The 13345-nt window shown below is 42.6% G+C and carries 12 protein-coding genes; 10 read left to right on the top strand and 2 right to left on the bottom strand.

The features are described 5' to 3' along the window. Positions 1-12: 12 nt before the first annotated feature. Positions 13-216 carry a hypothetical protein gene (locus NYE22_RS14750; RefSeq protein WP_342411935.1) on the bottom strand — a complete coding sequence of 68 codons (204 nt, stop codon included), beginning with the start codon at positions 214-216 and terminating at the stop codon, positions 13-15. 165 nt (positions 217-381) lie between these two features. Here NYE22_RS14750 and papB point away from each other — a divergent pair, with 165 nt between their 5' ends. From papB to splB, 8 genes are all read left to right on the top strand, one after another. After that, entirely contained in the window at positions 382-1476 is a 1095-nt protein-coding gene (papB, locus tag NYE22_RS14745; protein ID WP_015715797.1) for a di/tri-peptidase, read from the top strand. 282 nt (positions 1477-1758) lie between these two features. After that, positions 1759-2724, top strand: a complete 966-nt coding sequence (locus NYE22_RS14740; RefSeq protein WP_038827528.1) for a LacI family DNA-binding transcriptional regulator — start codon at positions 1759-1761, stop codon at positions 2722-2724. A gap of 62 nt (positions 2725-2786) precedes the next feature. Continuing rightward, positions 2787-3653, top strand: coding sequence for a ptsGHI operon transcription antiterminator GlcT (gene glcT, locus NYE22_RS14735; protein WP_003218635.1), 867 nt, complete (start codon positions 2787-2789; stop codon positions 3651-3653). A gap of 228 nt (positions 3654-3881) precedes the next feature. After that, entirely contained in the window at positions 3882-5981 is a 2100-nt protein-coding gene (gene ptsG, locus NYE22_RS14730) for a PTS glucose transporter subunit IIABC (protein ID WP_003244661.1), read from the top strand. A gap of 97 nt (positions 5982-6078) precedes the next feature. Continuing rightward, a complete protein-coding gene (locus tag NYE22_RS14725; RefSeq protein ID WP_003154654.1) occupies positions 6079-6345 on the top strand; it encodes a phosphocarrier protein HPr in 267 nt (88 codons plus the stop codon). After that, on the top strand, positions 6345-8057 hold the full coding sequence (gene ptsP / locus NYE22_RS14720) for a phosphoenolpyruvate--protein phosphotransferase (RefSeq protein ID WP_003218638.1): 1713 nt from the start codon (positions 6345-6347) through the stop codon (positions 8055-8057). The genes NYE22_RS14725 and ptsP overlap by 1 nt, the downstream gene beginning before the upstream one ends. A gap of 90 nt (positions 8058-8147) precedes the next feature. Beyond that, positions 8148-8387, top strand: coding sequence for a splAB operon transcriptional regulator SplA (gene splA, locus NYE22_RS14715; RefSeq protein WP_003218644.1), 240 nt, complete (start codon positions 8148-8150; stop codon positions 8385-8387). Positions 8388-8464: 77 nt separating this feature from the next. After that, positions 8465-9493, top strand: coding sequence for a spore photoproduct lyase (gene splB, locus NYE22_RS14710; RefSeq protein ID WP_003232425.1), 1029 nt, complete (start codon positions 8465-8467; stop codon positions 9491-9493). Here the strand turns inward: splB and NYE22_RS14705 are convergent. Next, entirely contained in the window at positions 9486-10187 is a 702-nt protein-coding gene (locus tag NYE22_RS14705) for a GNAT family N-acetyltransferase (RefSeq protein WP_064671324.1), read from the bottom strand. The two genes, splB and NYE22_RS14705, sit on opposite strands and share 8 nt — an antisense overlap. A 134-nt stretch (positions 10188-10321) precedes the next feature. Between NYE22_RS14705 and mcpC the strand changes: the two genes are divergently transcribed. Next, positions 10322-12289 carry a methyl-accepting chemotaxis protein McpC gene (gene mcpC, locus NYE22_RS14700; protein ID WP_342411934.1) on the top strand — a complete coding sequence of 656 codons (1968 nt, stop codon included), beginning with the start codon at positions 10322-10324 and terminating at the stop codon, positions 12287-12289. A 137-nt stretch (positions 12290-12426) separates the two neighbouring features. After that, positions 12427-13293 (top strand): NAD(P)-dependent oxidoreductase, encoded by an 867-nt coding sequence (locus NYE22_RS14695; RefSeq protein ID WP_015715802.1) that lies wholly within the window; start codon positions 12427-12429, stop codon positions 13291-13293. Positions 13294-13345: the final 52 nt, after the last annotated feature.

Here is a 13345-nt window from a genome sequence, read left to right as displayed (position 1 = left end):
GCTTTTTATGTATCAAGCTTTCCCTTCATTTTTGTCATTATCAGATCTTTTCATAACTAGGATGAGAGCGAGGGTGCAGCAAAGGAAACCCGCTGCACAGCCTATGATAGAGCTGTAATAATAAAAGCCCACCATCTTCATCCCGATAAAAGGAGCGGAAATTCCCAAAACCGTTAAGAGCATAACTGCTTTTCGTCTGAAAAAATTCATCAGCAAACGGAACAACCCCCCTGCGATTGAACGTTACTGTCAGTATACAGGAAGAGGAGCAGGAAATAAAATGCATTAGAAAATGAAGGCGTCGTGAAAGGCAAACACCGGTAAAACCTGTTACAATGGAAGACAGAACAATGCATTGCAAATGGCAGGGAGGAACAAGAAGTGAATAGAATACAACGCGTCTCTTCATGGCTGAAGGAAGCGGGGCATACTGCCGCATTTATTCATACGAAAGAAAATGTTTTTTACTTAACCGGTTTTTACACAGAGCCGCATGAAAGATTAATGGGGTTATTTATTTTTCAAGAAGAGGAGCCTTTCTTTGTTTGTCCAGGAATGGAAGCAGGACAGGCCCGCAACGCAGGCTGGAATCATGAAATCATTGGCTATGCGGATCACGAAAATCCGTGGGAGCTGATAGAGAAGGCCTTGAAAAAGCGAAATATCAGCATACATACGCTTGCGGTCGAAAAGGATTCAATCTCGCTATCTCGTGCAGAACAGCTGAAGCACGCGACGGGCGGGGCTCAATTTGTTTCAGCAGAAGAAACACTCAATCAATTTCGCCTGATTAAAGATGACAATGAAATTCGTTTGCTGAAAGAGGCGGCAAAGCTTGCGGATTACGGTGTTGAAGTCGGCACAGCCGCTTTGCGTGAAGGCATCAGTGAAGTGGAAGTGCTCGCTCAAATTGAGTATGAGCTGAAGAAAAAAGGAATTCAGGGCATGTCTTTCTCTACAATGGTTTTATTCGGAGAAAAATCAGGCCAGCCACATGGAAATCCTGGTACAGCCACGTTGAAGAAAGGTGATTTTGTATTATTTGATCTCGGTGTTATTCTTGACGGCTATTGCTCTGATATTACAAGAACGTTTGCTTACAAAACCATCAATCCGAAGCAGGAGGCCATTTACGAGACTGTACTTCAAGCGGAAAAAGCCGCGATTGAGGCAAGCAAACCCGGTGTGAGAATCGGAGATCTGGACTTAACCGCCCGCGGAATCATTGAAAAAGCGGGATACGGTGACTATTTTCCTCACCGGCTTGGGCATGGACTCGGAATTTCTGTCCATGAGTATCCATCAATGAGCCAGGCCAACGATACACTGCTGCAGGAAGGCATGGTCTACACGATCGAACCGGGGATTTATGTGCCTGAAATCGGCGGCGTGCGCATTGAGGATGACGTTCACGTAACAAAGGACGGGGCAGTTGCTCTGACCCAATATCCAAAGGAATTAATCATACTGCCGTAATAAGAAATAAAAAAGGACTTTGTTCTCGACATCGTCCTTTTTTATCTGCATTAAATAAAAAAATCATCAAATGTTCGAAAGGGTTTAATTTCATGTTTTTGGTTGAGAGGTTTTACAGCAAGACAGCTGCCACCGAGAACAGTGAGACATAACCCAATTAAAATGAAGAAACCCATGTGATCTTCTCCTTTCAGCTAAAAACACAAAAAGATATCTGGTACGTCCATATCATATTGTATGAAACGCATTCCAGATCAAGGGGATTTAGAAAGAAGGGAATCTATGGCTAATATTAAAGACATTGCAGAGAAAGCCGGTGTCTCTGTTACAACGGTTTCCCGAGTCATAAACAATCATCCATACGTCAGTGAAGACAAACGAAAAAGAGTGTTTGAGGCAATGGAATCATTGGAGTACACGAGAAATATTCACGCTGTACATTTGTCGAAAGGATTTTCAAACATGATTGGTGTTGTCTTGCCGACGGTTAATCTGCCATATTTTGCAGAGCTGATTGCAGGAATAGCCGACGCAGCCGCGGAATCCGGGGTTCACCTCTCTTTATTCCAAACAAACTATGAGGTACAAAAAGAAATCTTTGCGCTGTCCCAATTAAAGCAGCGCCAGGTTGACGGCCTGATTTTTTGCTCAAAGGCGCTTGCTGATGAGAAACTCATGGAATGGGAGGGCCCGATTTTGCTTTGCCAGAATTCAGATATTGCCCGCTTCCCAACCATCAGCATTCCTCACCAAGAAGCATTTCGGAACGGCTTGGACTATTTAATTGCCAAAGGGCACAAAAAAATAGCCATCTGTTTGGCAAGAAAAAAAGGCATGAACAGTCATTTTCGAATCAAAGCCTACAAAGAGGCATTGGAAGAGATCGGGGAGGCATTTCGTGAAGACTGGGTAATTGAGAAAGCGATTACAATCAATGATGGGAAGGCGCTTTTTCATAAATGGAATACGTGGAAGGAAAAGCCGACGGCTATTTTTGTTGCCAATGACCAAGTCTCAGCAGGGCTTTTTCTTGAAGCAAAGAACCAGCGGGTGTCAGTACCGGATGAGCTTGCAATCTTAAGCGTTGATAACCACGAAATCAGCCAAGCGCTTGGAATCACAACGATCGATATTCAGACAAGGGAAATGGGAAAGCAGGCATTTGCCATACTGGAAAAAAGAATTCAAGGACAGCCGATTGAAAGGAAAGTTCTGGATTACCGTCTCGTCGAAAGATCGACTGTTTAGTGAATGCATTGAAAAAAGGTTTGACGTGCATTCTGTTCGTTATGTACGATATGAGGTATTGAATGACAAAGGAGCTGAGGATCGTGAATGGGTCCTTCACAGTGAAAAAGGTACTGAATAATAACGTATTAATTGCTTCTCATCATAAATACAGCGAAGTCGTTTTAATCGGAAAAGGTATTGGTTTCGGAAAAAAACAAGATGATGTCATTGAAGATAAAGGCTACGATAAAATGTTTATTTTAAAAGACGAGAAGGAACAAAAGCAGTTTAAAAAGCTCCTTGACTATGTTGATGAAAAGCTCGTTGATATTTCAAACGATGTCATCTATCACATAAGCAATAGGACTAATCACTCATTAAATGAACATATTCACATTGCGTTGACAGACCATATCGCATTTGCGATCAAAAGGCAGCAGCAGGGATTTGATATGAAAAATCCATTTCTAATGGAGACTCAGTCACTATATCCTGAGGAGTACCAAATTGCCAAAGAAGTCATAGATATGATCAATGAAAAAGCGGGAATCTGCCTTCCGGAAGGGGAGATTGGTTTTATCGCTCTGCATATCCATTCAGCGTTGACAAACCGTCCGCTGTCCGAGGTCAATCAGCACTCTCAGCTCATGGCGCAGCTTGTCGAGGTGATTGAAGACTCATTTCAAATGAAAGTAAATAAGGAAAGTGTCAACTATTTGCGGCTGATCAGGCATATCAGATTTACAATAGAAAGAATTAAAAAAGAAGAACCGACTAAAGAACCAGAAAAATTAATGTTGTTATTGAAAAATGAATATCCGCTATGCTACAATACAGCTTGGAAATTGATTAAAATCTTGCAGCAAACATTGAAGAAACCAGTTCATGAGGCGGAAGCGGTTTATCTGACGCTTCATCTGTACCGATTAACCAATAAAATTTCATAAATTCAGTTTATCCTTATAACGTGTTACTGATTCGATCAGGCATGAGTGATTGAGGGAAAAAAACGGGAAGTTCATTCTCGTTCTTTTGCGCACCCAATTTTGCTCATGCCTTTTTGTTGTGTAAAAGGGCAAATGTAAACGGTTAAACTGGAAGACTTACGCCTGTGAATTCGTTGTCATGATTTTTAGCTGTAAGGTCAGACTAGTAAAAAGAGGAGGTCAATTCTTATGTTTAAAGCATTATTCGGCGTTCTTCAAAAAATTGGGCGTGCGCTTATGCTTCCAGTTGCGATCCTTCCGGCTGCGGGTATTTTGCTTGCGATCGGGAATGCGATGCAAAATAAGGACATGATTCAGGTCCTGCATTTCTTGAGCAATGACAATGTTCAGCTTGTAGCAGGTGTGATGGAAAGCGCTGGGCAGATTGTTTTCGATAACCTTCCGCTTCTTTTCGCAGTAGGTGTAGCCATCGGGCTTGCCAACGGTGATGGAGTTGCAGGGATTGCAGCAATTATCGGTTATCTTGTAATGAATGTATCCATGAGTGCGGTTCTTCTTGCAAACGGAACCATTCCTTCGGATTCAGTTGAAAGAGCCAAGTTCTTTACGGAAAACCATCCTGCATATGTAAACATGCTTGGTATACCTACCTTGGCGACAGGGGTGTTCGGCGGTATTATCGTCGGTGTGTTAGCTGCATTATTGTTTAACAGATTTTACACAATTGAACTGCCGCAATACCTTGGTTTCTTTGCGGGTAAACGTTTCGTTCCAATTGTTACGTCAATTTCTGCACTGATTCTGGGTCTTATTATGTTAGTGATCTGGCCTCCGATCCAGCATGGATTGAATGCCTTTTCAACAGGATTAGTGGAAGCGAATCCAACCCTTGCTGCATTTATCTTCGGGGTGATTGAACGTTCGCTTATCCCATTCGGATTGCACCACATTTTCTATTCGCCGTTCTGGTATGAATTCTTCAGCTATAAGAGTGCTGCAGGAGAAATCATCCGCGGGGATCAGCGTATCTTTATGGCGCAGATTAAAGACGGCGTACAGTTAACGGCAGGTACGTTCATGACAGGTAAATATCCATTTATGATGTTCGGTCTGCCTGCTGCGGCGCTTGCCATTTATCATGAAGCAAAACCGCAAAACAAAAAACTCGTTGCAGGTATTATGGGTTCAGCGGCCTTGACATCCTTCTTAACGGGGATCACAGAGCCATTGGAATTTTCTTTCTTATTCGTTGCTCCAGTCCTGTTTGCGATTCACTGTTTGTTTGCGGGACTTTCATTCATGGTCATGCAGCTGTTGAATGTTAAGATTGGTATGACATTCTCCGGCGGTTTAATTGACTACTTCCTATTCGGTATTTTACCAAACCGGACGGCATGGTGGCTTGTCATCCCTGTCGGCTTAGGGTTAGCGGTCATTTACTACTTTGGATTCCGATTTGCCATCCGCAAATTTAATCTGAAAACACCTGGACGCGAGGATGCTGCGGAAGAAACAGCAGCACCTGGGAAAACAGGTGAAGCAGGAGATCTTCCTTATGAGATTCTGCAGGCAATGGGTGACCAGGAAAACATCAAACACCTTGATGCTTGTATCACTCGTCTGCGTGTGACTGTAAACGATCAGAAAAAGGTTGATAAAGACCGTCTGAAACAGCTTGGCGCTTCCGGAGTGCTGGAAGTCGGCAACAACATTCAGGCTATTTTCGGACCGCGTTCTGACGGGTTAAAAACGCAAATGCAAGACATTATTGCGGGACGCAAGCCTAGACCTGAGCCGAAAACATCTGCTCAAGAGGAAGTAGGCCAGCAGGTTGAGGAAGTGATTGCAGAACCGCTGCAAAATGAAATCGGCGAGGAAGTTTTCGTTTCTCCGATTACCGGGGAAATTCACCCGATTACGGATGTTCCTGACCAAGTCTTCTCAGGGAAAATGATGGGTGACGGTTTTGCGATTCTCCCTTCTGAAGGAATTGTCGTATCACCGGTTCGCGGAAAAATTCTCAATGTGTTCCCGACGAAACATGCGATCGGCCTGCAATCCGACGGCGGAAGAGAAATTTTAATCCACTTTGGTATTGATACCGTCAGCCTGAAGGGCGAAGGATTTACGTCTTTCGTATCAGAAGGAGACCGCGTTGAGCCTGGACAAAAACTTCTTGAAGTTGATCTGGATGCAGTCAAACCGAATGTACCATCTCTCATGACACCGATTGTATTTACAAACCTTGCTGAAGGAGAAACAGTCAGCATTAAAGCAAGCGGTTCAGTCAACAGAGAACAAGAAGATATTGTGAAGATTGAAAAATAAGGGTGTTAGTACGCCGTGCTTGTCAGATGACAAGTACGGTTGTATGATATAATATTGTGAAGTAATAAAGCTTTAAGTTAAAAGGAGAATGATAAAAATGGCACAAAAAACATTTAAAGTAACTGCAGATTCTGGAATCCATGCTCGTCCTGCGACAGTTCTTGTACAAACTGCTAGCAAATACGACGCTGACGTTAATTTAGAATATAACGGCAAAACAGTTAACCTTAAATCTATTATGGGTGTTATGTCTTTAGGTATCGCTAAAGGCGCTGAGATCACAATCTCTGCTTCCGGAGCTGACGAAAACGATGCTCTTAACGCTTTAGAAGAAACAATGAAAAGCGAAGGACTCGGCGAGTAATGCAAGAATTAAAAGGGATTGGTGCTTCAGCCGGCATCGCGATTGCAAAAGCATACCGGCTTGAAGAGCCAGATTTAACGGTTGAAAAGAAAAACATCTCTGATTCTGAAGCGGAAGTAAGCCGTTTTGATGAAGCGATTGCACGTTCAAAAGAAGAGCTCGAAAAAATCAAAGAGCACGCTTTGAAAGAACTGGGTCAGGATAAAGCTGATATTTTTTCTGCTCACCTTTTAGTTCTCAGTGACCCTGAGCTTCTGAACCCTGTGAAAGAAAAAATCAGCACTGATTCAGTGAACGCTGAATTCGCTTTAAAAGAAACGTCTTCTATGTTCGTTACCATGTTTGAATCTATGGACAACGAATATATGAAAGAGCGTGCGGCAGATATCCGCGATGTAACAAAACGCGTAACCGGCCACCTGCTTGGCGTCGAAATTCCAAACCCAAGCATGATCTCAGAAGAGGTTATTATTGTCGCTGAAGACTTAACACCGTCTGACACAGCTCAATTAAACCGTGAGTTCGTAAAAGGATTCACTACTGATATCGGCGGACGCACATCTCACTCTGCCATCATGGCACGTTCTCTTGAGATTCCAGCAGTTGTTGGAACGAAAGCGGCTACAGGCACGATCCAAAACGGCGTGACTGTTATCGTTGACGGTATCAATGGCGATGTCATTATTGACCCATCTGCGGAAACTGTAAAAGAGTATGAAGAAAAACATAATGCTTATTTGGCTCAAAAAGCTGAGTGGGCGAAGCTTGTCAATGAACCGACTGTCTCAAAAGACGGACATCATGTAGAGCTTGCAGCGAACATCGGTACTCCTGATGATGTAAAAGGTGTTCTTGAAAACGGCGGAGAAGCAGTTGGCCTTTACCGTACAGAATTCCTTTACATGGGAAGAGATCAGCTGCCTACAGAAGATGAGCAGTTTGATGCTTACAAAACGGTTCTTGAGCGTATGGAAGGAAAATCAGTCGTCGTGCGTACACTTGATATCGGCGGAGACAAAGAGCTTCCTTACCTGCAGCTTCCTAAAGAAATGAACCCGTTCCTGGGATATAGAGCGATTCGTCTTTGCCTTGAAGAGCAAGAAATCTTCAGAACACAGCTTCGCGCGCTGCTTCGTGCAAGTACATACGGAAACTTGAAAATCATGTTCCCTATGATTGCGACAGTTAACGAATTCAAAGAAGCAAAAGCGATCCTTCTTGAAGAGAAAGAAAAGCTCGTAAAAGCGGGACAGGCTGTATCTGACGATATTGAAGTCGGAATGATGGTTGAGATTCCGTCAACTGCAGTCATCGCTGATCAGTTTGCTAAAGAGGTTGATTTCTTCAGTATCGGAACAAACGACTTGATCCAATACACAATGGCAGCTGACCGTATGAATGAACGTGTATCTTACCTGTATCAGCCATACAACCCGGCAATCCTTCGCTTAATTACACTGGTAATTGAAGCAGCACACAAAGAAGGAAAATGGGTTGGCATGTGTGGAGAAATGGCAGGAGACGAGATTGCGATTCCAATCCTTCTCGGCTTAGGCTTAGATGAGTTCTCAATGAGCGCAACGTCTATTCTTCCGGCAAGAACACAGATCAGCAAATTGTCTAAACAAGAAGCTGAGTCATTCAAAGAGAAAATCTTATCTATGAGCACGACAGAAGAAGTTGTCGCGTTCGTAAAAGAAACCTTCAAGTAATGTACAAAAACCAGACGGCCTCCGGCCTGTCTGGTTTTTTTCATAAGTAAGGGTATAGAAGGACACAATAACATGGCTAGGAGGGATAGTATGTCAAACCAATTTAACGCAGGAGATACTGTTTATGTGATCTACAGAAATCCGCACGCTGCCAATGTAGCTCACATAAAGGAAGCCGAAATTGTGCACCATCCATACCATGAAGGCGAGCTTTCCCTGTTTATTTATGAAACCTATCATCCGTTCGCAGAGGACGATGCTGTGTTTGCAAGCTATGAAGAAGCTAAATCGCTTTACAAAGAACTCTTTGATATTGATCCGTATGAGTAACAAGGAAATCATTACAACTCATATCCTTTCCGCCTAGTGAGAAAAGTAACGTTAGTAAAGGAAAAGGATGTGGCATCATGCAGAACCCATTTGTTCCGCAGCTTGTATATATAGAACCGAGGGCGCTGGAATACCCGCTAGGCCAAGAATTACAAGAAAAATTTGAGAATATGGGCATTGAAATCAGAGAAACAACATCCCACAATCAGGTGCGTAATATTCCTGGGAAAAATCATCTTCAGCAATATCGCAATGCGAAATCAACTTTAGTTATCGGTGTCCGGAAAACATTAAAGTTTGATTCATCCAAACCCTCGGCTGAATATGCCATTCCGTTTGCAACAGGCTGTATGGGGCATTGTCATTACTGCTACCTGCAAACAACCATGGGATCAAAGCCGTATATCAGAACTTATGTAAACGTCGAAGAGATTTTGGATCAGGCAGATAAGTATATGAAGGAGCGCGCACCAGAGTTCACAAGGTTCGAAGCATCATGTACGTCTGACATTGTAGGAATTGATCATCTGACACACACGCTGAAGCGCGCCATTGAACATTTTGGCCAAAGTGATCTCGGAAAGCTCCGATTTGTAACGAAATTTCATCATGTCGATCACCTATTAGACGCAAAGCATAACGGGAAAACGAGATTCAGATTCAGTATTAATGCCGACTATGTGATTAAAAACTTTGAGCCGGGAACTTCACCTCTTGATAAGCGGATAGAGGCGGCAGTAAAAGTTGCAAAAGCAGGCTACCCGCTAGGCTTTATTGTTGCTCCGATTTATATTCATGAAGGCTGGGAAGAAGGATACAGACATCTGTTTGAAAAGCTTGATGCTGCTTTGCCGCAGGACGTTAGGCATGACATAACGTTTGAATTAATTCAACACCGTTTTACAAAACCGGCCAAACGAGTGATAGAGAAAAATTATCCGAAGACGAAGCTCGAATTAGATGAAGAAAAGCGCCGTTATAAATGGGGACGCTACGGGATCGGAAAATATATTTATCAGAAAGATGAAGAGCATGCACTTCGAGAAGCACTTGAATCCTATATTGATACCTTTTTCCCTAACGCGAAAATTGAATATTTCACTTAAACGGGCTGTTGTGATCAACAGCTCTCTTTTTATAAAAAGGATTTTTCCATTCCATCAAAACGCCGTAATTCAATGATTCTTTATCCTCTACATAATTGCTTACTACACGAATAGGTGAACGCCCGCAACGGAGGAGAAAGGACAGCACAGGGTCGTTTTTCCTGCCTTCCATCACATCTTCAACGTACTGAACAGCACTGATCTCGTGTGCGTATTTATGATATAAAGGAATGCGGCCGCCGCCGAGAAGGCGCTCCAGTCTCTTATCAACAGTCAGCTCATACATCGTATTCATCAGCCATTTTCCGATTCCAAGCTTTCGATAATGAGGAGAAACAGAAATATCCACTACATATAAAGTATTTCCATAAGGTTCATGGTTTTTAATCGATCCGTTGTCTGTTGCTTGTGCCCATGTATGGTCAGGAGATTCAGGCTCAAATTGTACAATAAGAGCAGTCATGGAACCGATAATTCTGCCATTGATGAGCGCGCATAAAGCGCCTTCTGGAAAGGTTTTGATATGGCTGGCAAGCTGGTCCTCTGACCACAGCAATTCCTGGGGAAACGGAGGAGGAAAACATTCTTTTTGAAGAGAAATCAGCCTCTCGATGTCAGTCTCAGTGTAGTTTCTGATGGTCAGAGCCTCAAATTTTCTGCCGTCGTGCACATACATTTGTTTTAGTATGATCATCACTCTCCTTATGTTGTTTCATTATAACGAAAATTGAATTTTCAGTAAATATATTCTGATTTTCTTATAATTTATTTTTTGATTATTCATTTTTCAAACGAAAGGGCCGATATAGAAATTAGGAGGGGATTGGTTTGTTTAAAAAACTTCACATGAAGATTGCTGTTTTTGTTTCGATTATGTTAATCGTCACAGTTGTTCTATTAATGCTGTCTTCTTATTTGACGCTAAAACCGATGATTACAGAGGATGGGAAAAATACAACTCAAAACGTGACGCAGTCACTTGAACAAAATATTGAATTGCAATTAAAGAGTTATGCCATTTCGTTATCAAGATTGGCTAATGGGGAATTAACGCATACATTTGTAAAGAAACCAAGTAAAGAAGCTGCTCGGCTGTTTCACGATGACATTAAGCAAATCAAAGACAACGATGATTATGTTGCGATGGCTTACATAGGCACCGCAAAAAAAGAAATGTTTACATATCCAAAAGCGGATTTCGCTGAGGATTACGATCCAACATCAAGACCATGGTATAAGCTTGCAGCTGAAACCCCGGATCAAGTTGTTTGGACGGAACCTTATAAAGATGTCGTGACAGGAGACATGATTGTTACTGCATCGAAAGCGATCTTAGACGGGCAAAAAGTGATAGGGGTTGCCAGCTATGACTTGAAACTCTCTGCTATCCAGAGTATGGTCAATAAACAAAAGGTGCCTTACAAAGGATTTGCCTTTTTAGCTGATGCGAGCGGCAATCTTTTAGCCCATCCGTCAAATCAAGGAAAAAATATATCAAAGGATCAAACACTGCAAACCATCGCATCCGAGAAAAAAGGGATACAAGATGTGAATGGGAAAATGGTTGTGTACCAAACGATTGGCGAGACAGGCTGGAAGGTCGGAACGCAATTTGATACCGATCAATTAATGTGGATTTCAGATAAAATGAATCGGGCAAATCTTTGGATATCATTGATTGCGCTTATCATAACAATTATTCTCAGCTACTTCCTGGCCAAAACGATAACCGGTCCGATACAGCAGCTGATCGCAAAAACGAAAGCTGTTTCCGCAGGCGATTTAACAGTGCGCGCGGAATCAAAATCTAAGGATGAAGTCGGTATTTTAACAAGAGATTTCAATCTGATGGTTGAAAATATGAAGGAAATGGTTGAGCAAGTGAGACTCTCTTCAGGGAAAGTATCTGACACCTCTGAACAACTAACGGCTGTCTCTGCCGAAACTAATGAAACAAGCGGCCAAATTGCAAAAGCGATTGAAGAAGTAGCCGCAGGAGCATCGGAACAGGCTTCTGAAGTTGAAACCATTAATGAAAAATCGGAAAGCCTGTCAACGAAAATCAGGCAAATCGCTGAGGAGGCAGGCGGAATTAAAGAACGCTCAAAATCGTCCGAGGATGCAAGCTATAAAGGACTTGACGCGCTCGGCCAGCTGCTGATGAAATCAAACGAAGCCAATATGGAAACCAAAAAGGTTGAAACGATGCTGCTGGATTTGGAAAATCAAACTAAGAATATTGAAGAAGTCGTTACAGCGATTTCAAACATATCTGATCAAACCAACTTGCTTGCCTTAAATGCCAGTATTGAGGCAGCCAGAGCCGGAGAAAGCGGGCGCGGTTTTGCCGTCGTAGCCGATGAAGTGCGGAAGTTAGCTGAGCAATCAGCCCTTTCTACAAAGCATATCAGCGAGACTGTGAAGCTTATCCAGCTTGAGACAAAAGAGGCCTCTCACGCGATGGTTGAGGCAAGCAGAATGAATGATGAACAAAACAGTGCCATTCACGAAACTGGAGAGGTATTAAATACGATAACTGCAGAAATGCAGTCACTGGTACAAGGTATTGATCACATTTACGCGGAAATTCAAAGAATGAGTGAAGAACAGCTTGCGATTTCTGAAGCTATTCAAAGCATTTCAGCCATATCACAGGAATCAGCTGCCGCAGCAGAGGAAGTGAACGCATCAACCGATGAACAACTTGTCACCCTTGATAAAGTCAAACACTCAACGGAAACACTAAAGCATGCAAGCCAAGAGCTTATGAACACAATTGCAAAATTCACATTGTAATCCAATTACATCCCCAAACATCATTTGTTTTGGGGATTTTTTATGTTATAAGATGAATAGATATGGTAGTCTAAAAAATGAAGGAAAAATGATAAATTTTAACTAAAATCAAAACGAAACATCTGGGAGGAATGACCTTGAAAAAAACAATTGGTTTTATCGGTCTTGGAGTGATGGGAAAGAGCATGGCATCACATATTCTGAATGACGGCCACCCTGTTTTGGTGTACACCCGGACAAAAGAAAAAGCAGAAAGCATACTTCAAAAAGGCGCGATCTGGAAAGATACGGTCAAAGATCTTTCGAAAGAAGCGGATGTCATCATTACAATGGTCGGCTATCCCAGTGATGTTGAAGAAGTGTATTTCGGAAGCAATGGAATTATTGAAAACGCAAAAGAAGGCGCATATCTTATTGATATGACGACATCTAAGCCTTCGCTTGCGAAGAAGATTGCTGAAGCGGCCAAAGAAAAAGCATTGTTCGCTTTAGACGCTCCTGTTTCCGGTGGAGACGTCGGTGCACAAAACGGAACACTCGCGATTATGGTCGGTGGAGAAAAAGAAGCTTTTGAAGCCTGCATGCCGATTTTCTCTTTAATGGGAGAGAATATTCAGTATCAAGGACCGGCTGGAAGCGGACAGCATACCAAGATGTGCAATCAGATTGCAATTGCAGCCGGTATGATCGGTGTTGCTGAAGCGATGGCTTATGCCCAAAAATCAGGCCTAGAGCCAGAAAATGTTCTGAAAAGCATCACAACGGGCGCAGCCGGAAGCTGGTCATTGTCAAATCTTGCTCCCCGTATGCTGCAAGGCAACTTTGAACCGGGATTTTATGTGAAGCATTTTATTAAGGATATGGGAATTGCACTAGAGGAAGCAGAATTAATGGGGGAAGAAATGCCAGGCTTGTCGCTCGCAAAATCCTTATATGACAAGCTAGCTGCTCAAGGTGAAGAAAACAGCGGAACACAGAGCATATATAAGCTTTGGGTGAAATAAAAAGACTGCTTGTATCTTGCAGGCAAGCATTAGGCTGTCGTGAAAATCTCGA

It is taken from the genome of Bacillus sp. FSL K6-1560 (assembly GCF_038592935.1).
Taxonomy (GTDB): domain Bacteria; phylum Bacillota; class Bacilli; order Bacillales; family Bacillaceae; genus Bacillus; species Bacillus subtilis.
The sequence above is the reverse complement of the archived record's forward strand: the minus strand, read 5'-3'. Positions and strand labels throughout refer to the sequence as shown.

Bases quoted from the DNA above. Each gene is read 5' to 3' on its own strand.
- NYE22_RS14740 (WP_038827528.1), top strand. From the start codon at position 1,759: ATGGCTAATATTAAAGACATTGCAGAGAAAGCCGGTGTCTCTGTTACA.
- glcT (WP_003218635.1), top strand. From the start codon at position 2,787: ATGACAAAGGAGCTGAGGATCGTGAATGGGTCCTTCACAGTGAAAAAG.
- ptsG (WP_003244661.1), top strand. From the start codon at position 3,882: ATGTTTAAAGCATTATTCGGCGTTCTTCAAAAAATTGGGCGTGCGCTT.
- NYE22_RS14725 (WP_003154654.1), top strand. From the start codon at position 6,079: ATGGCACAAAAAACATTTAAAGTAACTGCAGATTCTGGAATCCATGCT.
- ptsP (WP_003218638.1), top strand. From the start codon at position 6,345: ATGCAAGAATTAAAAGGGATTGGTGCTTCAGCCGGCATCGCGATTGCA.
- splA (WP_003218644.1), top strand. From the start codon at position 8,148: ATGTCAAACCAATTTAACGCAGGAGATACTGTTTATGTGATCTACAGA.
- splB (WP_003232425.1), top strand. From the start codon at position 8,465: ATGCAGAACCCATTTGTTCCGCAGCTTGTATATATAGAACCGAGGGCG.
- NYE22_RS14705 (WP_064671324.1), bottom strand. From the start codon at position 10,187: ATGATCATACTAAAACAAATGTATGTGCACGACGGCAGAAAATTTGAG.